Raw genomic sequence first — 26251 nt, forward strand, 5'->3', positions numbered from 1 at the left:
ATGGACCAAGGCCGACTGACGAAGAAGGAGCGGCACGCGCTTATCCTTTCGGAAGTGCGCCGGTCGGCGTCGATACGCATCTCCAAGCTCGCACGGCGCATCGGCGTCGCCGGCGAGACCATCCGCCGCGATCTCATCGAACTCGGCGATGCCGGGCTGATCAACCGCACCTATGGCGGTGCGACGATCTCGCTGGTGACATCAGAACCGGTGATTTCGGAGCGTGGCCTGACCCTGATCGAGGAGCGCGCCCGCATCGGCCGCGGCGCGGCAAGCCTTGTCGAGAAGGGCCAGATCGTGATGATCGATGGCGGTTCGACCACCTATGAGGTGGCGCGCAACCTTTCGCAGCTGAAGCGCGACCTGACCATCATCACCAATTCCACCGGCGTGGCCTCGGTGGCGGGCGCCAATCCGACCTTTCGGGTGCTGCTCTGCCCCGGGACCTATGATAGCCGGGAAGGCAGCGTGTTGGGCGAAGACACCGTCGAGTTCCTGCGCCGCTACAATGCCGACGTCGCCATTATCGGGGCATCGGGGATAAGCGCCGATGGCCCGAGCGACATGATCTCGGGCGCCGCGGCCGTTAAACGCGCAATGATATCGCGTTCACTGTCGACGGTGCTGGTGGTGACCCACGACAAGTTTGGCCGCAGCAGTCTGGAACGCATCTGCGGGCTCGACGACATTGCCGATATCGTCACCGACAGCGAACCGAAGGCCGACCTGCGCACTGCTGCCGAACAGGCGGGCACGGAGCTGCATGTGTTTGCCGCCGACTGATCAGCATTGGCTATCCGGCGGCATCCCGGTTGGTCAGCGCGATGTGGCAGCAGCCGGGGCCGTGGCCCGGCGTCCAGGTGACATTGTCGAAGCGCACGCCCGTTGCCTCGAACAGACCACGGTCGAAAGCGCCGGCGATGCGGCAGAGCGTGGCGAGTTTTTCATCACCGACACCGGCCTCGACCCAGGCGTCCTTCAGCGGACAACGCTTCACCTTGAATGCGATGTGGTCCGGCCCGCGCTCGACATCGGTCGGATACATCAGGCCGCCATCCGGGCTGACGGCCAAAAATGCCTCGCCGATGGCCGGCGCGTCGTTAGGTCCGAAACGGGCGAAGGCGGCGGCCGCCACCTCCTTGCCGCGCTGCTCGATGGTGCGAATCATGATCGCCTCGGCCTTTTCCGCGCCGAGTTCGCCGGTCAGCTCGTCGAGAAACAGGCGGTAGAGATCGGCGCGGTTGCGGAAGGCGAAATCGAGTTCGCGCGAGAGTTTTTCGGCTCTGGGTGCTTCGGGATCGGTCATGATGTGTCCTTGCCTTTGACCATGATCTTGTCCGCAAACGGGTTTGCACTTTGCGGGATCATGGCCGGATCCTGTTCAATCTTGGCGCGGCCGCCACCAGCGCCTTGCCGACCGCCGATTGCGGCCCGTCGATGATGGTGCGGGCGTCGCCGCTCTCGGCGATCCGCCCGGCGTCGAGAAGGACGACGCGGTGAGCGATCGCACGGACCACGCCGAGATCGTGCGAAATGAAGAGATAGGCGATCCGTTCCCTGGCTTGCAGGTCGAGCAGCAGTTCGAGGATCTGTCCGCGCACCGAAACATCGAGCGCCGACACTGCCTCGTCGAGCACGATCAGCGACGGGTTTGTCGCAATGGCGCGGGCGATGGCGACGCGCTGGCGCTGGCCGCCGGAGATTTCGTGAATGGCGCGCGGGGCGAGATCGGCTGCCAGCCCGACGCGATCCAGCAAGGCAGCAATGCGGGCCGGCCTCTCGGCGCGGGAAGCGATGGCATGGATGCGCAAGGGATCGTCAAGCACGCGAGCCACCGTGGCGCGCGGGTTGAACGCGGCGAGCGGATCCTGGAACACCATTTGCAGGCGCGCGCGCTTGGTGCGCAGGGCCGCACCCTTCAAGAGCAGAAAGTCATCGCCTTCGAACTGGACGGTGCCGGCGTCCGGCTCGATCAACCTAAGCACCAGCCGCGCGATCGTCGACTTGCCGCCGCCGGAGGGCCCGGCCAGCGCCAGCGTCTCGCCGGGTTCGATGGCGAAGGAGACACCGTCGACGGCCGCGATGGCCTTGCCGCCACGACGGTATCGCTTGGTAAGACCGGAGACGGTGAGCAAGTTCATGCCGGCGCCCGTCGTAGCAGCGGATCGGCGTCGAGGCCGAGATGGGCGTCGAGCAGCGTTCGTGTATAGGCATGGCGCGGGGCGTTTATGATTTGCTCCGTCGGGCCGAGTTCGATCAGTTCGGCGTTCCGGAATACAGCGATACGCTCTGCGAGTTCGGCGGCCAGCGCGATGTCGTGGCTGATGAACAGCAGCGTCATGCCGTCCTCCGCCACCAGTTGCCGAATGAGGCTGACGATTTCGGCTTGCACAATGGTGTCCAGCGCGCTGGTCGCCTCATCGGCGATCAGCAGTTTCGGACCGGCTGCAATGGCCGCGGCAACAGCAACGCGCTGCTTCTGGCCGCCGGAGAGCTGGTGCGGGAAAGCACGCATGGCGGTTTGTGGGTCGGGCAGCCGGACACGTTGGAGCAGGGTTTTGGCTTTGGCGTAAGCTTGTGGCCAGTCGAGGCCGAGGTGGGTGCGGGCGACTTCGGCGATCTGTTTGCCGACGGTCATGACGGGGTCGAGGCTGGCGGAGGGGTCCTGGAAGACGAAACCAATGTCGCGACCGGGAAGGGGGAGCGTGCTGGGCTCGGTTAATTTGAGAGGTCGGCGTTCCGTCACACCCCCCTCTGTCCTGCCGGACATCTCCCCCGCAAGGGGGGAGATTGCTCTCTCATCTCCGCCTTCGCCAACCACGAACGTTGCAGAAGGGAAGCCGTCGGCAAAGCTGCTGATCTCCCCCCTTGCGGGGGAGATGTCCGGCAGGACAGAGGGGGGTGGGAAGGATCGCGGCGCCTGAAATTGCCACTTGACATGTCCTTCAATCTTGGCGCTCGCCGGCAGCAGTCCAGCCACCGCCAGCGCCAGCGTGCTCTTGCCCGAACCGCTTTCGCCAATGATCGCCAGCCGCTCGCCGGCAATAACATCCAGGCTGACCCCCTTCAGCGCCGTCACCTCGCTGCCATCTCGCCGATAGCGCACTGACAGATCGCGTATCTCAGCCAGTGCGGTCACGACAGGCTCCTCCGCACCGCCGTCGTTTCGACCACGCCTTCGCCGGTGAGATAGACGCCAAGCACGGTCAGCACCAAGGCGATGCCCGGAACGATCGACAGAAAGGGCGCGGTGCGCAGCACAGTGCGGCCCTCGGCGATCATGCCGCCCCAAGTGACGCGATTGGGGTCGCCGAGACCGAGGAAGGACAGCGCTGCCTCGGTGAGGATCGCGGCGGCCACGATCACCGAGGACAAGGCCAGCACCGGCGGCAACGCGTTGGGCAACACCTCGCGAAAAGCGATCTCAAGCGGATGCATGCCGATGACGCGAGCGCCGGCGACGTAATCGCGCTCGCGGATCGACAGCACTTCGGCGCGCGCTACACGCGCCGGTCCGGTCCAGGCGCCAAGCGCTATTGCCGTGACGACGACGCCGAGCGACGGCCCGACGACGCTGACGAAGGCCAGCGCCAGGAGAAAACTCGGCACGGTCTGGAAGGCATCGGTGATGCGCATCAGCCCCTCGTCCACAAGGCCGCCGGCAAAGCCGGCCAGCGTGCCGACGACCGCGCCGATGAAGAGTGCCGCCGCTGCCGCCGCCAGGCCGACCGCCAGCGAGGTGCGGGCGCCGTGGAACAGTTCGGACAGCACGTCACGGCCGAGCCGGTCGGTGCCGAGCGGCAGCGACCAGTCCTGGAACGGCGGCAGCAGTGCTGGTCCGGCAATGGCCTGCGGGTCGCCGGGGAAGAGCAGCGACGCAAACAGCGCCATGGCGAACAGAAGCGCCAGGATGATCGCGCCGGCGACCGCTTCCGGCCGGCGCAGGAACCGCGGCAGCGCGCTCACGCGCTGGCCTCGCTGGCGCCGACGCGCGGGTCGAGGAAGGCGTAGGCGATGTCGACTGCAAGGTTGACGGCAATGACGAGGACGGCGCTGGTGAGGATGATGCCGAGCAGCAGCGGCGTGTCGCGCGAAGCGACCGCTTCCTGCGCCAGCCGGCCGAGCCCGGGCACGGCAAAGACGCTTTCGATGACGACGCTGCCGCCCAGCATCTGCGCCGATTGCAGGCCGAGCATGGTGACCAGCGGCAAGAGCGCGTTGCGGGCGACATGGGCGAGCACGATGCGGCGGCGTGACAGCCCCCTGGCGCGGGCGGCGAGTACAAAATCCTGCCGCCACGCCTCGGCCATGCCGGCGCGCATCATGCGCAGATAGAGCGCGAGATAGATGAAGCCGAGCGCGGAAACCGGCAGGACGAGGTGGACGGCGATGTCGGTGGCGCGGTCAAAACCGGTCTTGTCCGAGGCCAGGCTCTCGATGCCGCCGATCGGCAGCCAGCGCAGGTCGACGGCAAAGACGACGATTAGCACCAGGCCGAGCCAGAAGCCCGGCACCGCATAAAGCGCCAGCGAGCCGATCGACAGGAAGCGGTCGCGAAAGCTGCCGGGTCTGGCGCCGGCGTAGATGCCGAGCGCCGAGCCGAGCCCGAAGGAGAGCGCGGTGGCGGTGACCATCAGGAGCAGTGTCGTCGGCAGGCGTTCCAGGATAACATCGCGAATTGGCCGCGAGAAGGTAACGGACTGGCCGAGGTCGAAATGCAGCAGCGCCCAGAGATAGTTGGCGAGCCGTGTCAGCTCGGACTGGTCGAGGCCCCAGCGATGACGCAGCAATTCGATCATGCCGGCGTCGCCGCCGGTCGAGACGATGTAGGCGTCGACCGCGTCACCGGGGGCGGCTTCCAGGAGGAGGAATGTGCCGATGATGACGATCAGCAGCACGAAGATGCTGCCGACGAGGCGACGGCGAATGAGGGTGAGGGCACGGGTCATGGCTGCCTTACCCTCCCCCTTGTGGGGAGGGTCGATCCGCGAAGCGGAGCGGGGTGGGGGTTCTCGTAGGGCGCTACCCCCACCCCGTCGAGCGGCTGCCGCTGCGCAGCAACCGCTCGCCGACCCTCCCCACAAGGGGGAGGGTGAAGGTTGGCGCTATCCGGCAGGACAGAACAGAGGCGTGAAGGAACTCTCATCCCTGATGATGAGCATTCGTCCAACCGATGCGCAAGCATGCCGGGCTGATCGCTAGCCAGCCAGATAGGTGTCCGCCCAGTTCGACACCGCCCATCGCGGGTTGTTGGCGATGTTGCCCACGGTATCGCGCGCGACGCTGATGAAGCTCCATTCGGCGACGTTGATCAGCGGCAGGTCGGCCGCGACCTGTTTCTGGAATTCGTTGTAGAGGTCGGTGCGCGCTGACGCATCCAGCGTTTCCGATGCCTTGGCGATCAGCGCATCGAGCTCGGCGTTCTTGTAGCCACCCTGGTTGGAGAACGGCACACCGTCGGGAATGCCGCTCTGCACCAGGATTGTGGTCGAGATCGCAGGATCGCCGCGGAACACCGGCGGGCCGACGGCGAGGTCGAAGGCGTGGTCGGTGTAGACGGCCTTGATGTGCGCGGCCGAGTCGTTGTTGACGATCACGGCGTCGATGCCGATCGCGGCCAGCGCCTGGCGCAGATAATCGCCGAACTGTTTTGTTTCGTTGAAATAGGGTGCCGGCAAAAGCTTGAGCGCAAACCGCTTGCCATCATCGGCCTTGGTGTAGCCGGCCTCATCGAGCAGGGCGTTGGCCTTGGCGACGTCGAAGGGATAGGTCGGCACGTCGGCGGTGTAGAATTGCGGGTCGTTCTTCGGCACCGGACCGGTAGCGGTGGCGGCATAGCCGAGGAACACCGTCTTGACGACGAAATCCTTGTCGATGGCATGCGCGATCGCCTGGCGCACCTTCACGTCGGCCAGTTCCTTGCGGCGATGGTTGATCTCGACGACGAGTTGATAGGTCAGCCCCTCATAGCCCTTGGAGATGACCTTCAGGCCCGGCACTTTCGAGATGCGGTCGAGGTCGGCCAGTGGCACGGCGGAGAAGGCGGCGAGCTGGATCTCTTCGGCCTCGAGTGCGGCCGCGGCGGACGTGCGGTCCGGCAGCACCTGATAGATGATCTCGTCGAGATAGGGCTCGTCCTTGCCCCAATAGTTCGCATTCCTTGTCAGCTTGTAATATTGGCCGGCCTTGTACTCGCCGAACTTGAACGGGCCGGTGCCGATGGGGGCATTGTTGGCCGGGTTGTCCTCGATCTTGCCGACTTCGTAGATATGTTTCGGCACCACGCTGCTCAGCGCCGGCAAGGCATTGCGTATCAGCTGGAACGGGGTCGGTTTGGCGAATTTGAACACGGCGGTGAGATCGTCGGGGGTGTCGACGCTGGCCAGATCCTTGAACACGGTGCGGCCGAGATTCTGCAGCGGCTTCCATATCTGCAGCGCCGAGAAGGCGACGTCGGCCGAGGTGAACGGCTTGCCGTCATGCCATTTGACGCCATCGCGCAGTTTGAAGGTTACCGAGAGCCCGTCGGCAGCACCTTCCCAGGAGAGCGCCAAGCGGGGCTCGAGCCCGTCCTTGCCGTCGAACGAGGCTTCGGCCAGCGTCTCGACAATCTTGCTGGAGATGAAGAAAACGCCGTTGGAGGCGACGATTGCCGGGTTGAGATTGCGCGGCTCGGAATCGGCGGCGAGCACCAGCCGGCCACCTTTCTTCGGCGTCTGCGCCCAGCTGAATGTGGGCAGGGCGGTGGAGGCCAGCAGCAAAGCTGAGCCGCCAAGCAGCGTGCGTCTGGAAATATCTGACATGACCGAACTCCGTCCTCTCCGCGACCAGATGGGCGCACCCCTCGAAGCTGGCGGCACCCGCCAGCATCCTCGCGGCGATTATGGCCCTTGCCAAGGGTTTCGCCAGAGACGGAATTGGCGCATCCTTGCTTGGCTTTGAAATTTTCGTCCGCTGGACCAGTTTAGAGGTGGCCCTTTCATTCTGATATTCTGGTAGGACCAGATTGCCTTGATATGCAGCAAAGACGACTTGGCGACCGCCCGCTGAAGCAATTTGACCTATTTCTGGCTGGACCAGAGTGGACAAAATGATGCAGATTTGACCGACAGCCAAGGGAATCGGGCGCAGCGCGGCCGGCGATCCCACGGAAATCAGGGAGAGAACAATGAACATTGCCCCGGGCAAGAATGCCGTCAGCAATATCCCGTTCGACCAGGCAAGGGTCGACCGGCTGATGGAGGAAGCCGGCATCGATGTGCTGCTGGCGACGTCCAAGCACAACACGCAATATCTGCTCGGTGGCTACAAATTCATCTTCTTCGCCGCCATGGATGCGATTGGCCACAGCCGCTATCTGCCTGTTGTCGTCTATGAGAAGGGCGGGCCGGATCATGCCGCCTATATCGGCAACCGCATGGAAGGCGCCGAGCACCAGAACAACCCGTTCTGGACGCCGACACTGCATGCCGCCTGCTGGGGTACGCTCGACGCCGCCAATCTTGCGGTCGAGCATGTCAGCAAGATCGGCAAGGCAGGCGCCCGCATCGGCATCGAGCCGGCCTTCCTGCCGTCCGATGCCTATGCGCTGATCCGCAAGGCGTTGCCGGACGCGAAGCTGATCGACGCGACCGACATGCTGGAGCGCATGCGCGCCATCAAGACAGACGCCGAGCTGGAGAAGCTGCGCATCGCCTCCGAGCTGATCACCGATTCCATGTTGGCGACTATCCAGTGGGCGCGCGAAGGCACGACCAAGGCCGAGATGATCGAGCAGCTCAGGCGCGAGGAGACCAATCGCGGCGCGCATTTCGAATATTGCCTGCTGACGCTGGGCTCCAGCCACAACCGTGCGGCGTCACCGCAGGCTTGGGAAAAGGGCGAGGTGCTGTCGATCGATTCCGGCGGCAATTATCACGGCTATATCGGCGATCTCTGCCGCATGGGCATTCTGGGCGAACCGGATGCCGAGCTGGAAGATCTGTTGGCCGAGGTCGAGACGGTGCAGCAGGCGGCGTTCTCGAAGGTGAGGGCAGGCACCATCGGCGGCGATATGATTTCGCACGCGGAGGGCGTGCTGAAGGCGTCGAAGGTCGCGCCCTATACGGATTTCTTCGCCCATGGCATGGGCCTGATCACCCATGAAGCGCCGTTCCTGATGACCAACCACCCGGTCACCTATGAAGGCACCTATTCGGCCAAGCCGCTGGAGACGAACATGGTGCTGTCGGTGGAGACGACCATGCTTCACCCGACGCGGGGGTTCATCAAGCTGGAGGATACGCTGGCGGTGACGGATGCGGGGTATGTGATGTTTGGGGATCGGGCACGGGGGTGGAATAGAGGTGGGATAGCCTAGCTCGGCGCTACCCCCTCACCCGGATTGCCATCCGAATTTCGAAGGGCAATTCGGGGCTATCCGACCTCTCCCCGAGGGGAGAGGAGTTTGCGCCGGCGCTGGCTTCTGCCTCTTCTCCCCCTCGGGGAGAAGGTGGCCGCGAAGCGGCCGGATGAAGGGGGCCTTTCGCGATTACTTCCCCGCCGGAATCAACCTGAAATCCGGCAACTCCCGCAGCACCAGTTCGGGTCCGGCCGGCGAATAGACGACGAAGAGCTGCATCGGCCCATCGCCCGTGTTCAGTGTCGAATGGAAACGGCTTTCCGGCACATAGATGGTGCAGCCGGGGCCGACCTTGGCGACGACCGGATTGCCCTCCTCGTCCTCCACCATCTGCTCGCCATTGCCTGAGATGACGAAGATGATCTCTTCCGCGCCGGGATGGTTGTGGCGCGTGTGGCCCTTGCCTGACGGCAGGTCGACGACGCCGCCGGAAAAGCGCGTCGCGCCATTTACTTCCGGCGCGACTGTCAGCGACAGCTTGCCCCAGTCAAAGCCGAAGGCGCTCACGTCCTTCGGGTATACGAACACCTTGCTCTTGTCGGTCATGATCTCATCCCTTCTTTTTCTTCTGGTCGTGCAGCGTGACGGCCTTGAAATCCGCCGTCTGCCTGGCGATCGCGGCTTCAGCCGGCAGCCGTTCCATCGAACTCGCGCCATAAAAGCCATGCAGGCCCTTGCAGCGGTCGAGGATGTATCTCGCGTCGTCCGGCATGGAGATCGGTCCGCCATGGCAAAGCAGGATGACATCCTTGCGCACCGATCGCGCCGCGTTGGCGATGGCGTCGATCTCGACCACGCAGTCGTCGAGCGACTTGGCCGACGTGGCTCCGATCGAGCCGCCGGTCGTCACCCCCATATGGGCAACGACGATGTCGGCGCCGGCTTTTGTCATGGCGCGCGCCTCGTCGGGGTTGAAGACATAGGGCGTGGTCAGAAGATCGAGCTTGTGCGCCTCGGCGATCATGTCGACCTCCAGCCCGAAGTCCATGCCGGTTTCCTCAAAACTCTGGCGCATGCTGCCATCGAACAGGCCGATGGTCGGGAAATTCTGCACGCCGGAAAAGCCCATCGTCTTCAGCTCGGCAAGCAGCAGCGGCATGATGACGAACGGATCGGTGCCGTTGACACCGGCCAGCACCGGCGTCTTTTTGACCACCGGCAGCACCTCGTAGGCCATTTCCTTGACGATCTCGTTGGCGTTGCCATAGGCGAGCAGGCCGGCAGCCGAGCCGCGCCCGGCCATGCGGTAGCGGCCGGAATTGTAGATGATGATGAGGTCGATGCCGCCGGCTTCCTCGGCCTTCGCCGACAAGCCGGTGCCGGCGCCGCCGCCGACGATGGGCACGCCGTCGGTGATCATCGCCTTGAACTTCTTCAATATGTCCTTGCGCGGTATTGCGGGCATTTGTTGACTCTCACTATCTGGCGATGTCGAGGAAGGCCGCGGTTGCGGCTTTGGCAAATTCCGGATCATTGATGTGCAACGGCAGGCGTGTGACGCGGCGCGTGGCGCTCGGCCTGATGGTGCGCTCGATGGCATCGAACAGCACGGCGTCGGCTTCGAGGTCGAAGAAGGCGCCGCCCTCGATATCTAGTGCCGAGACGCCTTTTTCGGGGATCAGGAAATGCACAGGGCCCTCGCAGCGAGCGAGCCTGGTGCCGATCCACTCGCCTATGCCGCGGCATTCATTCGCCGTGGTGCGCATAAGCGTGACGTTGGGATTGTGCTCGTAAAACAGCCGGCCCCTAAACTTCTCGGGAATGGTCGGCGGCGCCCAGAAATTGACCATGTCCAGCGCGCCGACCGAGCCTACATAGGGCAGCTTGGTGCGGGCGATGGCGCCGAAGCGGTCCTCCGTCGCCGGCAGCACGCCGCCGAACAGCAGGTCGCAGACTTCCGTCGTGGTGATGTCGATGACGCCGGCGAGCAGGCCCGAGTCCGCGAGCTTCTCCATCGAGCGGCCGCCGGTGCCGGTGGCGTGGAAAACCATGCAGTCATAGTTGGCGCGCAACTGATCCGCGATGGCGGTCACGCAAGGCGTGGTGACGCCGAACATGGTGAGCCCGAGTGCCGGCTTGCCGGTGGCAGTCGGCGCCGGCCTGGCGGCCATGCCGGCGATTGCCTGCGCCGCATTGTGCAGCACGACGCGTGACAGCCGGTTCAGTCCCGCCATATCGGTGACCGATGGCATCATGATGATGTCGGAGACGTCGACATAGGGCGCGGTGTCGCCGGAGGCGAGCGTCGAGACCATGATCTTGGGCAGCCCAAGCGGCAGCGCGCGCATGCCGGCAGTGATGATCGACGTGCCGCCGCCGCCGCCAATGCCGATCACGCCTGATATGTCGTCGCGCGACTGAATGAAATTTGTGAAGGCGGCGCTCATGCCGGCCACTGCCGTGCCGCGATCATCGATGCCGAGCACGCCACTGGCTCCACCCGGATGATGCGCCGCGACCTCGCTGGCCGGGATATCGACCGGCACCGTGGCACCGCGCGTTCCGATGTCGACGCGGGCAACCGAACTGCCGGTGGCGGCAATAGCATCGGCCAGGAAGGCAAGTTCCTCGCCCTTGGTGTCGGCTGTGCCCACCACGTAGATGCGCTTCATCGCGTTTCTCCCGTCACCGGCCGACCGGCGCCGGGCCGCCTGTCGCCCTTTGCCGGCCTTTCGGTGGGCAAAGGTCATTGCAATTTTTTGAGACGCGCGTATCGTATTGACATGGAAGTCTCACGTCAACAAGCCGCTGGGAACGACGACGCCAACGAGGCTGCAGAACGCGGCCCACGGGCCCGCACAAAACGGCTGATGCTGAAGACGGCGACGCGGCTGATGCAGGCGGGCGTCACCCCGTCGGTCAGCGAAGTCGCGGAGGCGGCGCAAGTGTCGCGCGCCACCGCCTATCGCTATTTCCCCAGCCAGGCAGCCCTGGTGCAGGCGGTGGTTGACGAGGGGCTTGGGCCGATCCTGACCTGGCAATCGACGTCCACCGATGCCGGGCGGCGCGTTGCCGAATTGTTCGATACCGCCATGCCGCGCATCGAAGCTTTCGAGGCAACTTTCAAGGCAGCGCTGAAACTGTCGCTCGACCAATGGGCGCAGCGGCAGGCGGGCACGCTGGGCGGCGAGCCGCAATTCACGCGCGGACATCGCGTCCAGCTGCTGAAGGATGCCATCGCACCGCTCAAGGGCCGGCTGCCGCCGCGCGAGTTCAAGCGCCTGGCGCAGGCGCTGTCGATGATGTTCGGCGTCGAAGTGCTGATCGTGCTGAAGGATATATGGGGGCTCGATAGCCGCGGCATGCGGTCGGTCGCGCAATGGGCGGCGGGCGCCCTTGTGCGCGCCGCGGTGGCGGAATCAACGGCTGAAATCGATGCGGCCCCGACGGCGGCATTGGCGAAATAGCGCCAATCTGGTTCGACCAGATTTGGATGCCCACTATTGATGTTAACCGGGATGGCAGTGCCGAAACAAGGCTCTCCTATATCAACGAGTAGGAAAATTCAGGGAAAACAGTCGGATACATGAAAAATCCGGTTATACAAGGTCCGGTGGTGATCCAAGAAAGAGCTTGACGGCTATCCAAAATTGGTAATACCAGATCAGGAAAGAAAAGGCGGATCGAGAATGACAGCCGCAGTCCATTTCGGCAGGACGAGGAGAATCATACGGATGGCGCGTGTTCCGTCCGCACGAGGTGGCGCATCGTGACGCAGACGTCGCCTCGCGCCAGTGACGGCAAGGGGATTGCGCTGCGCCTCGATGGGCTCAGCAAGGCCTATGGATCCGTGCGCGCCATCAACGACCTGAGCTTCGCCGTCGACGAAGGCCGCTTCTTCGTACTCTTCGGGCCGAGCTCCGTTGGCAAGACGACGACGCTGCGCACTATCGCCGGCCTCGTCAAGGCCGACTCCGGCACGCTTGAGATCGGCGGCCGCGACATGGCCCATGCGCCGATCGCCGGCCGAGGCATCTCGATGGTCTTCCAGTCTTTCGCGCTTTACCCCCACCTCACGGTCTATGACAATCTCGCCTACCCGCTGCGCGAGGAGAAAGCCGCGCGCGCCGAGATTGACAAGCGGGTGAAAGAGACCGCCGAGATCCTGAAGCTGACACACCGCCTGAAGGCCAAGCCGGCAACCCTGTCCGGCGGAGAGCAGCAGCGCGTCGCGCTCGGCCGCTCCCTGATCCGCCGGCCAAAGATTCTTCTGCTCGATGAGCCGCTCACCAATCTCGACGCCAAGCTTCGGCACGAGACGCGCGCCGAGCTGAAGCGGCTGCACCGCCAGTTCGGCATGACCGTGATCTATGCCACGCCCGACGAGATCGAGGCTCTCTCGATGGGCGAGACGATCGCCGTCATGCGCGATGGGGGCATCGTCCAGATCGGCACGCCAGACGAGCTTTACGAGCAGCCGATCGATACCTATGTCGCCAGCAAGATCGGCTCGCCGCACATGAATCTGTTCACGGCCTCGGTGCGCGCCGACACCAGATCTTTCGACACGCCGCTCGGGACTCTGGTTCCGGCGACGGCGCCAAAGACTGCCGATGCCAACGAGGCCGCGCTGATCGGCATTCGCCCGAGCGACATTCGGCTCGCCGCCAAGGGCGAAGCCGGGGTTGCCTCGAAGGTGCATCTGGTCGAACCGCTCGGCGACATAACGATCGTCTCGGTCGAGGCCGGCGGCGAGATGTTGCGCATGGTGCTGCCGGAAGCGATCGCCGCCAGCATCAGGACCGGCGATTCGGCATCGATCGCCATCGATAACAGGAAAATCCACGTCTTCCGCGCCGCGAGCGGCCAGGCAATGACCTGACTCGAAAGGCGAGAAGCAATCCGGTTAACCAAGGGAGGAAACGCGAATGACGGCGATGACCAAACTGAAAGGGCTAGCGACAGCCGCAAGCTTCGCTGCCACACTACTGGTGGGAGGCGTGACCTATGCCTCTGCCGAAGAAGTGACGTTGACGATGGCGGTGCCGGATTGGCCCCCGACCCGCATTATGAAGAAGTTCTTCGACGAGCAGTACAAGCCGAAGTCTGGCAATACTGTGAAGCTCGATGTGGACTTCATTCCGTGGCCGGATTTCTACACCCGCGTCAACGCCTCGTTGACCTCGGGCGAAAAGAAGTACAACTTCATCGTGTCGGACTCGCAGTGGCTGGGCGCCTTCGTCGAAGGCGGCTACTTCCGCAAGATCAACGATCTCATCGATGCCGACCCGGAACTCAAGGCGACGATGGAGTCGATGCATCCCGCCGTGCTCAACGCCTACTCGACCTATCCCAACAGCACGCCGAACTACTACGGCTTCCCGCAGTTCCCGGACGTGCTGGTCACCTACGGCCGCAAGGACGTGCTCTGCAACAACGACGAGCAGGCCGCCTACAAGGCGAAGTACAATGAGAAGCTGCCCTGCACCGGCGAAGAAATCGACGCCATGGACTGGAACACGTTCGAGCATGTTGGCGAATTCTTCCAGCGCAAGAAGGGCGACAAGCTCGCCGGCCAGGTGCTGGATGACGATTTCTATGGCATCGCCTATCAGGCAGGCAAAGGCTACGACTTCTCGACGAGCTCGGTCCACACGTTCGTCTGGGAGCATGGCGGCGGCATCTGGGATGAAACCAAGGCCCCGACCGGACATGCCGAAGGCGTCGTAAACTCCCCGAAGTCCATCGAGGGCATGGAGCATTTCCTCAAATTGCTGAAGTTCATGCCGCCGGTGGTCAAGACCGGCACCATGGACATCTTCGTCTCGGACCAGTTGTTCCGTGAAGGCAAGGTGGCCATGAACATCGACTGGATCGGTCTCGCCGAAGCCTCGCTCGATCCCAAGACGTCGAAGGTTGCCGACAAGCTGGTGTTCGGATTGGCGCCAGGCCTGCGCGGTGCCGACGGCAAGGTGAATCGTACGTCACAGATCGGCGGACAGCCTTTCGTTCTCACCACCTGGACGACGCCTGAGCAAATCAAGGAAGCGGTTGGCTTCGTGAAGTGGTGGCTCTCGCCTGATATCCAGCACCAGTTCGCCGCCGGCGGCGGCCAGTCCGCGATCAAGTCGGTCTACAGCGATCCGAAGTATGTGACCTATCGTCCGTGGGACCGCGCCTGGGCGAACTCGCTCGACTGGCAGAAGGACATGTGGCACGTGCCGCAGTTCTTCGAACTGCTCACCCAGCAGCAGGACCAGTACGACCTAGCCATCACTGGCAAGCAGGACGCCAAGACCACCTTGGATAACATCGCCAAGTTCCAGGAGGACCTCCTGAAGAACGATGGTCTTATCCAGTAACCTTCCGACATAGCTGCGGGGAGCGGGCAAAAGCCGCTCCCCGTCATTGCCACTTCAGGCGCTCCATATTTCGGACTCCCATGACCGCTGTTTCAAGCACGCTGCTGACACCACGCCTTACCGCGGTTGTTGCCCACAACTGGAAACTCGCCATCGCTGTCGCTGTCGTCGTGTCGGCCATATCAATGGCGGGCTTGCCTGCGGCTGTCTCCTTCTGGGTGGTGGGCGCCGCGGTGGCGTTGGTCGCGGCCGCATTTACCGTCAACGCGTATCGCCGCCACTACTTCGGCGCCTTGCTGGTCGCTCCGGCAATCGCCGTTCTGTTTGTGATGAATATCTTCCCCCTGCTGTGGTCGCTGGGCCTTTCGTTCTTCGCCTACCAGGCAAACCAGCAGACGATCCGCTTCGTCGGACTTGGGAACTACATCCGGATCCTTACCAACGATCTCGCTGCTCACGCGACTTGGGGCGCGCTGATCAACACCGCCATGTTCGTCGTGTTCACCGTCTCCGCGCAGATGATCGTCGGCTTTCTGCTGGCCATCCTGTTCGCCAAGCAATTTCCGCTGCGCAAGTATTTGTTGATCCTGGTGCTGACACCGATGATGCTTTCGGTTGTCGCCTCTGGCGTGTTCTTCACCTACTACTATGACCCGACATTCGGGATTCTCAGCTACGTCATCAATTCCATCTCCGGCAACCAGTTCATCCTGATGAGCAACAAAGTCGGTGCCGTGGCGGGAATCGTTTTCGCCGACGCATGGATGTGGTCGCCCTTCGTCATGCTCCTTGTGCTGGCGGGCCTCGTCTCGGTGCCGAAATACCTTTACGAGGCCGCTGCCATCGACCGTATTTCCAGCTGGCGGCAATTCTGGATGATCACCTTCCCCTACATCCGCGGCCTTCTGATGTTGGCCCTTCTCTTCCGCACCATCGAGGCATTCAAGCTGGCGGATCTCGTCATCCTCCTCACCAAGGGCGGCAACGACACGCTGACGATCTCCTATCACTTGATCCGCATCGCCAACGAGCAGAACAAGACGAGTGAGGGCGCGTCGATCTCCTATCTGATGCTGTTCATGGTGATCGTTCTCACCAACCTCTACCTGTACCTCGCAAACCGCCGTACGCAGGGAGCCTAACCCGTGACCGAATCGATATTGGGAAAGCTCGGCTTCCGCAGGGCCAGCGGAGTAGACGAGGCCGGCTGGGGGCGGACGCTCGCCGTGGCCGTCGTCGCCTTTATCTATTTTCTGCCGGTGCTGTTCATCATATTCACCGCCTTCAAACCGCAGGGCGACGCGCTTCTGGTGCCTCCGACGCTGTCGCCCACGTCGCTGTTCGGCTTGATTCCGGATCATTTTGTGTTCAAGCCCACGCTCGAAAATTTTGGGTCCGTCTTTTCTCGCTCGATGACGTCGGGCGGTGCCCCGGAAGCGACAGGATTCGACCGTTATTTCTTCAACTCGATCTTCATCGCCTCGGCTTCGGTGCTGCTGGCGCTGGTCATCGGCACCCTGGCGGCCTTCGGCTTCTCGCGCTATCCGCTGAAAGGCAATGACACCTACCTGTTCATCATCCTGACCACGCGCATGCTGCCGGCGATTGTGGTGATCATTCCGGTGATCCTGATGTTCCGCGTAGTGGGCCTGTCGGGCTCGTATCTCGGCATCATCATGCTCTACACCGCCTTCAACTTGGCCTTCACCATCTGGATGATGAAGAGCTTCTTCGATGAATTGTCGCCAGACGTCGAGGATGCCGCCCGCCTCGACGGATCGTCCGGAATGCGGGTGTTCTTCAAGATTTGCCTGCCCCAGGTCATTGCCGGGCTCGCCGCCACGTTCGTGTTCGGCCTGATCCTCACCTGGAACGAGTTCCTCTTCGCCCTCTTGCTCTCGGGGCCTGACACGAGGACGGTCCCGGTCGCCATGAACCAGGCCGTGTCGTCGGGTGGACGCGGCACCGACTGGACTTTGCTTGCCGCCATCGAAACCCTGTTCCTCGTCCCAGTCTTCCTGGTCACCTTCTTCTTGCAAAACCATCTGTTGCGCGGTGTTACCTTCGGCACGGTGAAGCGCTGAGATGTCAACCATCGAACTCCGCAAAGTCACCAAGCGCTTCGGCTCCTTCACCGCGGTCAAGGACGTTGACCTGTCGGTGGCCGCCGGTGAGGTCGTCTGCCTTCTCGGCCCGTCCGGCTGTGGCAAGACGACGACCTTACGCGTCATCGCCGGGCTGGAAAGCGTCACTGACGGCGAGGTCGTCGTCGCCGGCAAGGTGATGAACAAACTGCCGCCCGAAAAGCGCGACATCGCCATGGTGTTCCAGTTCTACGCGCTCTACCCGTCGGCATCGATCGCCGAGAACATCGCCTTCCCGCTCTATCATGACGGCATTTCCGGGGCTGAGCGGACTGCCCGCGTCAACCGCGTCGCCGCGATCCTTCACTTGGAGCACGTTCTCGACCGGCTGCCGAACCAGATATCCGAGGGCGAAAAGCAGCGCGCCGCCATGGCCCGCGCCATCGTCCGCGACCCCAATTGCTTCCTCTTCGACGAGCCCTTGTCGCGTCTCGATGTCGAACTGCGCCAAACCATGCGTGGCCAGATCAAGGAAGTGCTGCAGGGCCTCTCCAAAGCGACCGTGATCGTGACCCATGACCAGCTCGAAGCGCTCACCATGGCCAACCGCATCGCCATCATGAAGGACGGCCTGATCGAGCAAGTCGGCTCACCGCACGAGGTATTTGCCAAGCCCGCCAATGCTTTCGTGGCGAGCTTCATCGGCACGCCGCAGATGAATCTTCTCGAGGCCGACCTCAAGGCCTTCGCCGATGGCACGGCGGACATGACCGTTGCCGGCATTAGTCTGGCGATCCGCACGGACGCGGCGGTCGCGCGCCTGCAGCCCGGCAAGGTGACGATCGGTGTCCGCCCCCGTGCTTTCACCGTGACCGATACGGGGGACCGTGGCACCATCTCCGCCAGAGCCGAGCTCATCGAGCCCATGGGCGCCGAAACCCTTATTCATGCCCGCACGGCGGCAGGCGCCGACATCCGCGTCGTGGTGACGAGAAGCCAGTGGGTCAAGGTCGGCGAGGCGCTGAATCTACGCCCCGATCCCAGGCAAACCCATGTCTTCGATGGCGCCGGAAAGGCGGTGCGGTCATGAGCGACAGTTCTTCCGGCATGAGCCGCGCCGGCGCGTTCCGCCTCGAGCTCTTCATCATTGGCCTCGGCGTCTTGGCGCTGGTGCTGATCTTTCAACCCTTTTCCATCGGCCTGTACGCGGTCGGCAGCGGTCTCGTGGTGCTTGCCGGGCTCATCAACAACCTGCTGCCGTTGGCCCAGCCGGGCGTCAAGGTGCGCAGTGTGGTGACCGTAGCGCTGGTCGTGGCGCTGGTCTTCTGCATTGCGCTGCTGGTATCGATCACGGCGGCGCATCTCTACGGCGTCTTCTTCCTCAATCCACCGGACCCCAACACTCTCGCCGGCAAGGCGCAGCTCGCCACGCCGCCTTTCTACAAGCAGGCTTTCGTGTGGGAAATCGCCGCCGCGGCGGTGATTCTCGCGCTGATCGTCACCGCTCTCAACAAGACAGCGCGATGATCAGCAGCTGACGCTATCCGGCAGGTCGCGCTCGCGCCCGTCCGCGACGGTCGGTGTGCGTCGCCCTCTCAACTCTCACGCTGTCATCCTCCGGCTTGACCGGAGGACCCGACGCCGAGATCAAGGATCGTGTCGACCGCGCCGCCAAAACACTCAGGATCGAACATCTGCTCGACCGCAAGACCGATCGTCTGTCCGGCGGCGAGATGCAGCGCGTTTCGATCGGCCGCGCCATCGTGCGCAAGCCGCGCGTGTTCCTGATGGACGAACCGCTGTCGGCGCTCGACGCCAAACTGCGCGAGGCGCTGCGCACGGAACTGAAGAACCTGCAGATCCAGCTTGGCGCCACCTTCCTGTTCGTCACCCACGACCAGATCAAGGCGATGTCGATGGGCGACAAGGTGGGCGTGCTCAACCATGGCCGCATCATCCAGACCGGCACGCCGCACGAGATCTATAACAATCCGCGCGATACCTATGTGGCCAGCTTCGTCGGCTCGCCGCCGATGAACCTGATCGATGGCAAGCTGGTCAACGGCCGCGCGGTGATGGCGCCGCTAAATTTCGAACTGCCTTTCTCTGGGGGTGCCAAGGCGGGCGGTGCGACCGACGGTCGCCCGCTCGTCTTCGGTATTCGACCTGAGGATGTGTATCTTGAAAGCGGTGCGCCGGTCGAGGCACGCGTCCACGATGTCGAGAACCATGGCGTGGAAAAGATCCTGACTCTGCGGGTCGGCGACACGACGCTGCGCGCCACGGTGCCGGCCAGAACCGATGTCCAGATCGAGCAGCCGGTGCGCTTTGCCTGGAATCAGGACAAGGTGGTGCTGTTCGACAAGGGCAGCGGCGTGAGCTTGCGGCACGCCAGCTAGTTGCGGTCGAACGACGGCGCCGCCTGACTATTTCTGGAAGTAGGTCTCGTAAGGCGTATCGTTGATCAGCAGGATCACGCACTCCGTCTCTGAGAGGCAGGCGTCGTCGTGCATCTCGTTGGCCTTCTGGGTCCAGTAGGATCCCGGCGGCAATTCGACCTTCGTCGCTTCGCCGCCGTCCATTTGCCAATGCGCCCACAGTCCCTTGATGACCACCGCGCGATAGTCGGCGGTGTGCGCATGAACCGGCGCGCGCCAGTTGCCGGGAACTTTCAGCAAGGTGCCCGCCGGGCCTTTGGCCCGGTCACCCCACAACGGGCCAAGGCGATGCGGCTGGTCTGGCACTTCGGCGACATAGGGGATCTTGTCGGCCGGGAGATAGCTGTCCTCGAGGGCAAAGGCGCGAGCGGGAAAGACGCAAGAAACGGCGAGCGCCAGAAACGCGCTGTCTTCGGCGGCCTGGTGGTCGACAATGCCGGTGTGGCCAGCGCCTTCGCCTATTGTGGCGCTGCGACCTTGCTGGCGGCGATCGTTGTGTTCGCGCGCGGCCCTAAGCGCGTCGAATAGCCGATAGCCATCCTTGGCTGAAGCAGCGGGCCCGAGAACTATCAAGGTTTTCGGGGCGTTGCTTTTGTGGTGAGAGGCCACCGTAGGGTCAGACCGCGCGGCCGTCGAAGTCGAAGACCGGCAGGCCGGTGGGATCGAAATCGGCGACGCAGTTGAGGTTGATGTAGGCGCTGCGTTCGCTGCCCTGACTGACATCCTCGGCAAAGGGATGGATGCCGCAGGTGCGGCAGAAGCGATGCGCCATTGCATGATTGCCGAATGTGTAGGTGCCGAGATCGTCGCCCCACGCCAGCACCGTCAGGCTGTCATGCGGGATGGCGGCCAACAGCGCGCCCTTGCGCGAGCAGATCGAACAATTGCACCGCACGGCGCCGGTCAGCTGCGCCTTGAATTCGAACGCAACCTTGCCGCAGTGGCAGCTGCCTTTGTACAGCATCAGTCCCTTCCTATCGCTGGCAGGTGCAAAGGCACGCTGTCCGGGCTATTCCTTCCGCTGACCTAGCGGCCCATATGCCTTAAAGACGCTCCACCTTGACGGAATCCGACATCGACATGCAATCAATCCGCGATCGTCTCGAGATCATCCTGTCACGTCTTGCCAGTTGCGCGGCAGGCGAGAAGGTGTTCACCAAACTCTATGCCGAGGCGGCGCGCGCAGCGGCCGAGGCCACCGATGCGCGCAAGAAGGCCGGCGTATCGCTCGGGCCGCTCGACGGCACCATCGTGTCGATCAAGGATCTGTTCGATGTCGCCGGCGAGCCGACCACGGCCGGGTCGCTGATGCTGAGGGACACCGCGCCCCGTCGGCACGACGCTGCGGTCGTCAGCCGTCTGCGCCAGGCCGGCGCCGTCATCATCGGCAAGACCAACATGACCGAATTCGCCTTCACCGCTATCGGCGACAACATGCACTACGGCACACCGGGCAATGCCGCCGACACCAGCCGCATTCCAGGCGGTTCGTCGTCGGGCGCCGCCGTGTCCGTTGGCGAGGGGACGAGCGACATTTCCATCGGCTCCGACACCGGCGGTTCGGTGCGCATCCCGGCATCGCTGAACGGCGTCGTCGGTTTCAAGCCGACGGCGCGGCGCGTGCCGCTGACTGGTGCCTATCCCCTTTCCGCGACGCTGGATTCGATCGGGCCGCTGGCGCTGAGTGTTGCTGCGTGTGCCCTGGCTGACGCCGCGATGACGGGCGAACAGATGCCGCAACTGCACCTGCCGTTAGCGCTTGCCGGGCTTCGTGTCGGCATTCCGCGCGGCCTGCTTTTCGAAGACACGGAAACGGAGATTGCCGCCGCGTTCGATCGCAGCCTTGCCGGGATCGAGCAGGCAGGCGCGTGGCTCACGGACATTTCGATCGACGACCTCATTGCCGATCTGCGCCTGGCCACCAAACGCGGCTCGATCGCGGCCATGGAAGGTTCTGAAATCCATGCCGACTGGCTGGCGACGGGCGCATCGGTGCCGGTCGATCCCCATGTCAGCGGGCCGCTGTCGCGGGCGGCGGCCATACCGACGCCGGTTTATATCAGGGCAATGCGTCGTCGCGCGGCACTGTGCATAGCCATGGACGAGCGGTTGGGTTCGGTCGATGTGCTAGCTCTGCCGACCACGCCGGTGACAGCGCCGACTATCGTTTCGATGGCCGAGGATACGGCTCTGCGTGAACGCACCGAAGGTCTGCTGCTGCGCAATACCCAGGTCGCCAACCAGTTCGACCTCTGCGCGATCTCGCTGCCGATGCCCGGCATGACGCTGCCGGCCGGACTGATGCTGGTGGCGCGCAATGGCCACGACCACCATCTGCTGCGCATCGCGGCTGAAGTCGAGCGGCTGCTCCGAGGCAGCGAGCCGTAGGTCGGCAGTCAACGTGCCGCGCAGCGCTTGCGCTCGCTTTTCTTGGAGGAGGAGCGTTCGATTTTGGTAACGACCAGCATCGGCGGATCGTTCGGCTGGCCGCGATGCTGGATCGATCCTCGGACGACGAGTTTTCCAGCATAAAGCTTGTCGGAGAGGTCAGGTGCCGATCTGTCCAGCGGCGGCAATTCCGTAGTGTTGAGCTCCACGCCTTTAACGACATTGCCGGTGGTCAGATCCAGCGCATTGCCTGACGGGCAGGGCGCCATCATGCAGACGATCCCATTGCTGCAATAGACATAATCGCTGCTTTGTGCCGCCGCGAGCGAAGGTAAGGCCACGATCGACGACACTGCGAGAACCAGAGATGCGAAGCGAAAACCGGACATGGTTCACGCGTCCGCCGGGAACCGTCTGCGGTAATGCTCGACCACGTCGGGATTGCGCAGATTGACAGGCAGCCGGTTGGCCAGCACCAGCAAGGTCTCGCCGGCCGCGCCCACGCCCATGCGCATCATCGATTGCTCGGTAATCCCCGCCATATGCGGGGTGACGATAACATTGTCGAAACCGAAATAGGGATGGTTTGCCGGCAGCGGCTGCGTGGCAAAGACGTCGAGTGCGGCGCCGCCGATCCGGTCTTGGCGCAAGGCCTCGATCAGCGCCTCGTCGTCGATCACCGGTCCGCGCGAAATGTTGATCAAAAGCGCGTCCGGCTTCATGCGGGCAATGCGTTCGCGGCTGATCAGGCCGCGCGTTTCCGGCGTCAGCGGGCAGCAGAGCACGATGATGTCGCTCTGTTCGATCAGCGCATCGATCGACAGGAAGCCGATCCTGTCGGGTGCCGGCTGCATGCTGCGGGTCGTCGCCACGACGTCGAGGCCGAAGCCGTGCGCGGCGATATGGGCGACCGCCTGACCGATGGCGCCGAAGCCGATGATGCCGACGGTCTTGCCGGCAAGCTCGCTGGCATGGCTGGCGTGGTCGCGGCCGCCATTCCAGCCCTTGGCGCGCAAGTCGCGGTCGACCGAACGGAAGCGCCGAAGCAGGGCAAGGGCCGCGAACATCACATATTCAGCGACCGAACGCGCATTGACCGCCGGCACGTTGGCGACCAGCACGCCGGCCGCGGCCGCGGCCTCCATCGGCACCATGTCGAGCCCGGCGCCGTGGCGGACCGCTGCTCTGAGTTTCGTGGCGTTTTCGAACAGCGACGGCGGCAGCGGTGCGCGAACGATGATGACGTCGGCATGCTTCGCCTCGGCGGTCAGCGTTGCCGCATCAAGCGCTGAGGCGACGACGAGTTCACCGGCGCCCGCCAGCATTGCGGAGGCACGCGGATGCAGCGTGTGCGTCGACAGGATTCTGGGCATGGGGCTCTCGCTAGTCGCAATTCTCAAAGGAAAGCGCCGCGCGCTTTTCCCAGAAAAACCGTTTCACACCTTTCCTGGAATTGCACTAGACCTTCTCAAGTGCCAGGCTTTGCGCTTGCGCCTCCCGGCCCTCGATGATCCCCTTCCAGTAGCTTTCCGCGCCTTGCAGGTGGGCGCTCATCAGCGCCTGGGCGAGATTGCCGTCGCGACGCAGCAGCGCCTCGTAGATCTGGATATGCTCGGCATGCGAGCGCACTGAGCGCTCGGGATCGTTGAAGTAGATCGGCAGCCGCTGCTCGCCCATCAGGTAATAGACACTGCAGATATTGTGGAAGACGCCGTTCTTGGTCGCCCGCACGATTTCGAGGTGGAATTCGCGGTCTTCCTTGGCGAGGCCTTCGCCGGCGGCGATGCACTCCTCCGAGGCTTTCAGGATCTCCCGCAGGCGTTCGAAATTCTCTTCAGTGGCGCGGGAACAGGCAAGTTCGGCGGCCTTTATCTCGTGGATCTTGCGCAGTTCGACGGTCTCGTAGATTTGCACCGGGTCGAGCGGCAGGCCGGCACGGGCAAACAGCGCCAGCGCCTCGACACTGGCCTGCCTGGTGTCGACATAGATGCCGGATTTGGCGCGGCGCTCGACGATGCGCATGGCCTCCAGAATGGCCAGCGCCTCGCGGATCTGGCCGCGACTGACGACGAAATGCTCCGCCAGTTCGCGCTCCGAAGGCGTGCGGCCGGTCTCCTTGTCCGAATGGGCGAAGAGATAGGCGGCGAGCTCGGCGAGAAGGTTCTTTTCTTTCATCGTCAACCGCGTTGCGCGTGCGCCTCCAGGAACCGCTCCGAAATGGTGAATCCCAGACCCGGCTTTTCAGGGATCGCTATCATACCGTCCCTTGCTTCGACAGTCTCTTCGATAAGATCGTGGATCATCGGGTTGGCGCCGAGCGAATATTCGACGGTAAAACTGGCAGGCGAGGCCGCACAAACATGCAGGCCGGCGAAGAAGCATGGCGCGCCGGCCCACAGATGCGGGGCAAAGCGCAGATTGAAGGCACTGGCGATGGTGCCGATCTTCATCGCCTCGCTGATACCGCCGCAAAAGGCCGGATCCGGCTGGAAGATGTCGGCGGATTTCAGCACCGCGAGATCGCGGAAGGCGTAGCGCGTCGCTTCGCTTTCGCCGGTGGCGATCGGGATCGAACCCGAGGCGCGCACCTCGGCCATACCAGCCTTGTCGTCGGCGATAACAGGCTCCTCGAACCAGGCGAGGTCGAGATCGCTGGCCAGGCTGATGAAGCGCTTGGCCTCGGCCACCGTATAGGTGCCGTGCGCGTCGACCATCAACTCGACGTCAGGACCGAGCGCCTGCCGTGCGGCGCGGACGCGGGCGGCGGAAATGTGCGGGGCGCCGTCCATGGCGCCGACGCGCATCTTCAGCGCCTTGAAGCCGCCTTTGGCGATGTAGGATTTGAGCTGCTCGCCGATAGCGTCGGCGGCAGCCCAGCCGCCGGAGGCGTAGGCCGGCATGCGGTCGAGCTTGCGGCCGCCGATGAGCCGCCACACCGGCTGTCCCAACGACTTGCCCAGAATATCCCAGAGCGCGATATCGACGGCGCTGATTGCCGCAATGCTCATGCCGCGCCGCGCCAGCTGCGGCATGGCATGGCCGGCGCGCGCGGCACTGTCATGGCGCACGCCGTTGTAGAGCATCTCCCAGATCATGCCGATGTCGGCGGGGTCGCGGCCGATCAGCTGCGGCCCGACCTCGTGATTCAGCATGTAGACCAGCGCACCATAGCTGCCGGCGCTGCCGGCGGCGTTCTTGCCCTCGCCCCAGCCGATCAGCCCGTCGTCAGTCTCAATGCGCAGGATGGCGGCGTCGAACGTCGTCACCTGGCCAAAGTCGCTGCGATGCTGCTTCGCGGCCTCAATCGGCACGCGGACCCACCACGCCTGGACCGTTTTGATGCGCATCCCGATCGGCTACTTGATTAGCGGCAGCAGCGTTTCGGCCGTGATGCGCATCTGGTCGGTGTAGAATTTCTCCGTCAGCACGCTGGAGCCGTGATCCTGGATGAACTTCAGCTGTTCGGGAGAAATGTCGACCGGATTGCGCTCGACCATGTCGGGATAGGGCGCGGCGGGTGTGCGGTCGACTGGCGCGACAAATTCGTTCGTCAGCGCGCCGTCATAGCCGACTTCCTTCAGCGTCTGCACGATCCGTGGCCAATCAATCTGGCCAAGGCCGGCGGCAAAGCGGTTGTTGTCGGCGACGTGGAAGTCGAACAGCCGTTTGCCGACCTGACGGATCGCGTCATGGACGTTAAATTCTTCCATATGGATGTGATAGGCGTCGAGGCAGACGCCGCATTCGGGGCTGACCGCATCGGCCAGGGCCAACGCCTGCGCGCCGCGGTTGAACAGATAGGTCTCGAAGCGGTTGAGCGGCTCGACCGCGATCTTGACGCCGACCTTCCTGGCATGGGTGAAGCATTCGCGGGTGGCGTCGACCACCCACTTCCATTCCTCTTCCTCGGTGCCGTCCGGCACCACTTTGCCGACGGTCGCGGGCACCAGCGTTATGATCTCGCCATCAAGTTCGCTGACCATGGTCAGCACGTCCTTGACGTACTGCACCGAGCGTTCGCGCTGGCCCTGGTCCCTGGCGGCAAGGTTGCGTTCGCCCAGCATCAGCGTCACCGACCCCCAGCAGCGGATGCCGTATTCTTTCAGCAGCGCGCGGGTCTCCTTGGTCTTGTATTGCTCGGGCTCGCCGGAAATCTCGATCGACTCGTAGCCGAATTTCTTGATGCGCTTCAGCGTCACCTCCAACGGTTCCGCGCGCATCCAGTTGTGCGTCGAAAGATGCATGGTCTATCCTTCCCAGAATTCGTCTGTGCCAGTTCGCCTGCGATGCGCCCCACAAGGCGCGTCGCGTGTTTCCTCCCCAAGGCGCTCCAGCGTTTTTGCGCAACTGGTTCGACCAATTGGGCCCTAATGGAGGTCTACAGCAATTTTTGTCGCGCGGCAAGAACCGCCGCGATGCGATATCGGCATCTGTGTACCGTATTGATTATGCTGGTATATATCGCCAAAAATGGAATGCCCCGGCAGCTTTGCGCGTGAGTCAAATGGCTTGACCCATTTCCGGTATTTGGTAATACCAGAATGCCATACGAGAATGCACATCACAAGAGACCAAAGAGGCTGGCCCTGCTTTCATCAGGCGCTATGCTTGGTCCTTGGAAAAATGAATTGGGAGGAT

Annotated in this window: 27 protein-coding genes; 11 read left to right on the forward strand and 16 right to left on the reverse strand. The window is 63.4% G+C overall.

Annotated elements, in window-relative coordinates; genetic code table 11:
• Positions 1–783, forward strand: coding sequence for a DeoR/GlpR family DNA-binding transcription regulator (locus ACYG9R_RS15310; protein ID WP_023824655.1), 783 nt, complete (start codon positions 1–3; stop codon positions 781–783).
• A 10-nt stretch (positions 784–793) separates the two neighbouring features.
• On the opposite strand, the gene ACYG9R_RS15315 is transcribed toward ACYG9R_RS15310, so the two are convergent.
• From ACYG9R_RS15315 to ACYG9R_RS15340, 6 genes are all read right to left on the reverse strand, one after another.
• The gene (locus ACYG9R_RS15315) at positions 794–1306 is read right to left on the reverse strand and encodes an L-2-amino-thiazoline-4-carboxylic acid hydrolase (RefSeq protein ID WP_023824654.1); all 513 of its coding nucleotides are present in this window, start codon (positions 1304–1306) and stop codon (positions 794–796) included.
• Positions 1307–1364: 58 nt separating this feature from the next.
• A complete protein-coding gene (locus ACYG9R_RS15320) occupies positions 1365–2141 on the reverse strand; it encodes an ATP-binding cassette domain-containing protein (protein WP_023824653.1) in 777 nt (258 codons plus the stop codon).
• Positions 2138–3139, reverse strand: a complete 1002-nt coding sequence (locus ACYG9R_RS15325) for an ABC transporter ATP-binding protein (RefSeq protein WP_460221835.1) — start codon at positions 3137–3139, stop codon at positions 2138–2140. Before ACYG9R_RS15325 ends, ACYG9R_RS15320 begins: the two co-directional genes overlap by 4 nt.
• Positions 3136–3966, reverse strand: a complete 831-nt coding sequence (locus ACYG9R_RS15330) for an ABC transporter permease (protein ID WP_023726421.1) — start codon at positions 3964–3966, stop codon at positions 3136–3138. Before ACYG9R_RS15330 ends, ACYG9R_RS15325 begins: the two co-directional genes overlap by 4 nt.
• Positions 3963–4949: an ABC transporter permease gene (locus ACYG9R_RS15335; protein ID WP_023726422.1), complete on the reverse strand. Its 987-nt coding sequence runs from the start codon at positions 4947–4949 to the stop codon at positions 3963–3965. Before ACYG9R_RS15335 ends, ACYG9R_RS15330 begins: the two co-directional genes overlap by 4 nt.
• 249 nt (positions 4950–5198) lie before the next feature.
• Positions 5199–6803 carry an ABC transporter substrate-binding protein gene (locus ACYG9R_RS15340; RefSeq protein ID WP_023669855.1) on the reverse strand — a complete coding sequence of 535 codons (1605 nt, stop codon included), beginning with the start codon at positions 6801–6803 and terminating at the stop codon, positions 5199–5201.
• 365 nt (positions 6804–7168) lie between these two features.
• Here ACYG9R_RS15340 and ACYG9R_RS15345 point away from each other — a divergent pair, with 365 nt between their 5' ends.
• Positions 7169–8359: a M24 family metallopeptidase gene (locus ACYG9R_RS15345; RefSeq protein ID WP_023726423.1), complete on the forward strand. Its 1191-nt coding sequence runs from the start codon at positions 7169–7171 to the stop codon at positions 8357–8359.
• A 171-nt stretch (positions 8360–8530) separates the two neighbouring features.
• Here ACYG9R_RS15345 and ACYG9R_RS15350 read toward each other — a convergent pair whose 3' ends face one another.
• Genes ACYG9R_RS15350 through ACYG9R_RS15360 form a run of 3 tightly spaced genes read right to left on the reverse strand, consistent with a single transcriptional unit; the run spans position 8531 to position 11013 of the window.
• The gene (locus ACYG9R_RS15350; protein WP_023698983.1) at positions 8531–8947 is read right to left on the reverse strand and encodes a cupin domain-containing protein; all 417 of its coding nucleotides are present in this window, start codon (positions 8945–8947) and stop codon (positions 8531–8533) included.
• A gap of 4 nt (positions 8948–8951) precedes the next feature.
• On the reverse strand, positions 8952–9806 hold the full coding sequence (locus tag ACYG9R_RS15355; protein WP_023726424.1) for a phosphoenolpyruvate hydrolase family protein: 855 nt from the start codon (positions 9804–9806) through the stop codon (positions 8952–8954).
• A gap of 13 nt (positions 9807–9819) precedes the next feature.
• Positions 9820–11013, reverse strand: a complete 1194-nt coding sequence (locus ACYG9R_RS15360; protein ID WP_023726425.1) for a Tm-1-like ATP-binding domain-containing protein — start codon at positions 11011–11013, stop codon at positions 9820–9822.
• 111 nt (positions 11014–11124) lie between these two features.
• Between ACYG9R_RS15360 and ACYG9R_RS15365 the strand changes: the two genes are divergently transcribed.
• The 8 genes from ACYG9R_RS15365 to ACYG9R_RS15400 all read left to right on the forward strand — a co-directional run bounded on the left by ACYG9R_RS15365 (position 11125) and on the right by ACYG9R_RS15400 (position 19186).
• Positions 11125–11808, forward strand: a complete 684-nt coding sequence (locus ACYG9R_RS15365) for a TetR/AcrR family transcriptional regulator (RefSeq protein ID WP_023704248.1) — start codon at positions 11125–11127, stop codon at positions 11806–11808.
• A gap of 302 nt (positions 11809–12110) precedes the next feature.
• Positions 12111–13223 (forward strand): ABC transporter ATP-binding protein, encoded by a 1113-nt coding sequence (locus tag ACYG9R_RS15370; protein ID WP_027048959.1) that lies wholly within the window; start codon positions 12111–12113, stop codon positions 13221–13223.
• A 46-nt stretch (positions 13224–13269) separates the two neighbouring features.
• Positions 13270–14703, forward strand: coding sequence for an ABC transporter substrate-binding protein (locus tag ACYG9R_RS15375; protein ID WP_023728574.1), 1434 nt, complete (start codon positions 13270–13272; stop codon positions 14701–14703).
• Between the two features lie 80 nt (positions 14704–14783).
• A complete protein-coding gene (locus ACYG9R_RS15380) occupies positions 14784–15845 on the forward strand; it encodes a carbohydrate ABC transporter permease (protein ID WP_023835039.1) in 1062 nt (353 codons plus the stop codon).
• Between the two features lie 3 nt (positions 15846–15848).
• A complete protein-coding gene (locus ACYG9R_RS15385; protein ID WP_023728572.1) occupies positions 15849–16787 on the forward strand; it encodes a carbohydrate ABC transporter permease in 939 nt (312 codons plus the stop codon).
• Position 16788: 1 nt separating this feature from the next.
• Positions 16789–17877 carry an ABC transporter ATP-binding protein gene (locus ACYG9R_RS15390; protein ID WP_023733630.1) on the forward strand — a complete coding sequence of 363 codons (1089 nt, stop codon included), beginning with the start codon at positions 16789–16791 and terminating at the stop codon, positions 17875–17877.
• Complete coding sequence (locus ACYG9R_RS15395) at positions 17874–18314, forward strand: hypothetical protein (RefSeq protein WP_023728570.1); 441 nt, start codon at positions 17874–17876, stop codon at positions 18312–18314. Before ACYG9R_RS15390 ends, ACYG9R_RS15395 begins: the two co-directional genes overlap by 4 nt.
• Positions 18315–18394: 80 nt before the next feature.
• Positions 18395–19186 carry an ABC transporter ATP-binding protein gene (locus ACYG9R_RS15400; protein ID WP_348524262.1) on the forward strand — a complete coding sequence of 264 codons (792 nt, stop codon included), beginning with the start codon at positions 18395–18397 and terminating at the stop codon, positions 19184–19186.
• A 27-nt stretch (positions 19187–19213) separates the two neighbouring features.
• On the opposite strand, the gene ACYG9R_RS15405 is transcribed toward ACYG9R_RS15400, so the two are convergent.
• Together ACYG9R_RS15405 and ACYG9R_RS15410 are read right to left on the reverse strand one after the other, a co-directional pair.
• Complete coding sequence (locus ACYG9R_RS15405) at positions 19214–19624, reverse strand: DUF4437 domain-containing protein (protein WP_027048960.1); 411 nt, start codon at positions 19622–19624, stop codon at positions 19214–19216.
• Between the two features lie 217 nt (positions 19625–19841).
• Complete coding sequence (locus tag ACYG9R_RS15410) at positions 19842–20189, reverse strand: GFA family protein (RefSeq protein ID WP_023669842.1); 348 nt, start codon at positions 20187–20189, stop codon at positions 19842–19844.
• A gap of 116 nt (positions 20190–20305) precedes the next feature.
• On the opposite strand from ACYG9R_RS15410, the gene ACYG9R_RS15415 reads away from it, so the two are divergent.
• A complete protein-coding gene (locus ACYG9R_RS15415) occupies positions 20306–21613 on the forward strand; it encodes an amidase (protein ID WP_023824651.1) in 1308 nt (435 codons plus the stop codon).
• Between the two features lie 8 nt (positions 21614–21621).
• Here the strand turns inward: ACYG9R_RS15415 and ACYG9R_RS15420 are convergent, their stop codons facing one another.
• From ACYG9R_RS15420 to ACYG9R_RS15440, 5 genes are all read right to left on the reverse strand, one after another.
• On the reverse strand, positions 21622–22002 hold the full coding sequence (locus ACYG9R_RS15420) for a hypothetical protein (RefSeq protein WP_023824650.1): 381 nt from the start codon (positions 22000–22002) through the stop codon (positions 21622–21624).
• Positions 22003–22005: 3 nt separating this feature from the next.
• On the reverse strand, positions 22006–22986 hold the full coding sequence (locus tag ACYG9R_RS15425) for a hydroxyacid dehydrogenase (RefSeq protein ID WP_023824649.1): 981 nt from the start codon (positions 22984–22986) through the stop codon (positions 22006–22008).
• Positions 22987–23071: 85 nt separating this feature from the next.
• Positions 23072–23788 (reverse strand): FadR/GntR family transcriptional regulator, encoded by a 717-nt coding sequence (locus tag ACYG9R_RS15430; RefSeq protein WP_023686625.1) that lies wholly within the window; start codon positions 23786–23788, stop codon positions 23072–23074.
• 2 nt (positions 23789–23790) lie between these two features.
• Positions 23791–24960: a mandelate racemase/muconate lactonizing enzyme family protein gene (locus ACYG9R_RS15435; RefSeq protein WP_023683009.1), complete on the reverse strand. Its 1170-nt coding sequence runs from the start codon at positions 24958–24960 to the stop codon at positions 23791–23793.
• Between the two features lie 9 nt (positions 24961–24969).
• Positions 24970–25857, reverse strand: coding sequence for a sugar phosphate isomerase/epimerase family protein (locus ACYG9R_RS15440; RefSeq protein WP_023683010.1), 888 nt, complete (start codon positions 25855–25857; stop codon positions 24970–24972).
• Positions 25858–26251: the final 394 nt, after the last annotated feature.

Source organism: Mesorhizobium sp. RSR565B (assembly GCF_054719465.1).

Excerpts from the sequence above, each read along its gene's own strand:
- ACYG9R_RS15440 (WP_023683010.1), bottom strand. The coding sequence starts at position 25,857 with ATGCATCTTTCGACGCACAACTGGATGCGCGCGGAACCGTTGGAGGTG.
- ACYG9R_RS15435 (WP_023683009.1), bottom strand. The coding sequence starts at position 24,960 with ATGCGCATCAAAACGGTCCAGGCGTGGTGGGTCCGCGTGCCGATTGAG.
- ACYG9R_RS15315 (WP_023824654.1), bottom strand. The coding sequence starts at position 1,306 with ATGACCGATCCCGAAGCACCCAGAGCCGAAAAACTCTCGCGCGAACTC.
- ACYG9R_RS15420 (WP_023824650.1), bottom strand. The coding sequence starts at position 22,002 with ATGTCCGGTTTTCGCTTCGCATCTCTGGTTCTCGCAGTGTCGTCGATC.
- ACYG9R_RS15415 (WP_023824651.1), top strand. The coding sequence starts at position 20,306 with ATGCAATCAATCCGCGATCGTCTCGAGATCATCCTGTCACGTCTTGCC.
- ACYG9R_RS15395 (WP_023728570.1), top strand. The coding sequence starts at position 17,874 with ATGAGCGACAGTTCTTCCGGCATGAGCCGCGCCGGCGCGTTCCGCCTC.
- ACYG9R_RS15430 (WP_023686625.1), bottom strand. The coding sequence starts at position 23,788 with ATGAAAGAAAAGAACCTTCTCGCCGAGCTCGCCGCCTATCTCTTCGCC.
- ACYG9R_RS15380 (WP_023835039.1), top strand. The coding sequence starts at position 14,784 with ATGACCGCTGTTTCAAGCACGCTGCTGACACCACGCCTTACCGCGGTT.
- ACYG9R_RS15390 (WP_023733630.1), top strand. The coding sequence starts at position 16,789 with ATGTCAACCATCGAACTCCGCAAAGTCACCAAGCGCTTCGGCTCCTTC.
- ACYG9R_RS15350 (WP_023698983.1), bottom strand. The coding sequence starts at position 8,947 with ATGACCGACAAGAGCAAGGTGTTCGTATACCCGAAGGACGTGAGCGCC.
- ACYG9R_RS15425 (WP_023824649.1), bottom strand. The coding sequence starts at position 22,986 with ATGCCCAGAATCCTGTCGACGCACACGCTGCATCCGCGTGCCTCCGCA.
- ACYG9R_RS15375 (WP_023728574.1), top strand. The coding sequence starts at position 13,270 with ATGACGGCGATGACCAAACTGAAAGGGCTAGCGACAGCCGCAAGCTTC.
- ACYG9R_RS15365 (WP_023704248.1), top strand. The coding sequence starts at position 11,125 with ATGGAAGTCTCACGTCAACAAGCCGCTGGGAACGACGACGCCAACGAG.
- ACYG9R_RS15410 (WP_023669842.1), bottom strand. The coding sequence starts at position 20,189 with ATGCTGTACAAAGGCAGCTGCCACTGCGGCAAGGTTGCGTTCGAATTC.
- ACYG9R_RS15310 (WP_023824655.1), top strand. The coding sequence starts at position 1 with ATGGACCAAGGCCGACTGACGAAGAAGGAGCGGCACGCGCTTATCCTT.
- ACYG9R_RS15355 (WP_023726424.1), bottom strand. The coding sequence starts at position 9,806 with ATGCCCGCAATACCGCGCAAGGACATATTGAAGAAGTTCAAGGCGATG.
- ACYG9R_RS15360 (WP_023726425.1), bottom strand. The coding sequence starts at position 11,013 with ATGAAGCGCATCTACGTGGTGGGCACAGCCGACACCAAGGGCGAGGAA.
- ACYG9R_RS15335 (WP_023726422.1), bottom strand. The coding sequence starts at position 4,949 with ATGACCCGTGCCCTCACCCTCATTCGCCGTCGCCTCGTCGGCAGCATC.
- ACYG9R_RS15320 (WP_023824653.1), bottom strand. The coding sequence starts at position 2,141 with ATGAACTTGCTCACCGTCTCCGGTCTTACCAAGCGATACCGTCGTGGC.
- ACYG9R_RS15340 (WP_023669855.1), bottom strand. The coding sequence starts at position 6,803 with ATGTCAGATATTTCCAGACGCACGCTGCTTGGCGGCTCAGCTTTGCTG.
- ACYG9R_RS15345 (WP_023726423.1), top strand. The coding sequence starts at position 7,169 with ATGAACATTGCCCCGGGCAAGAATGCCGTCAGCAATATCCCGTTCGAC.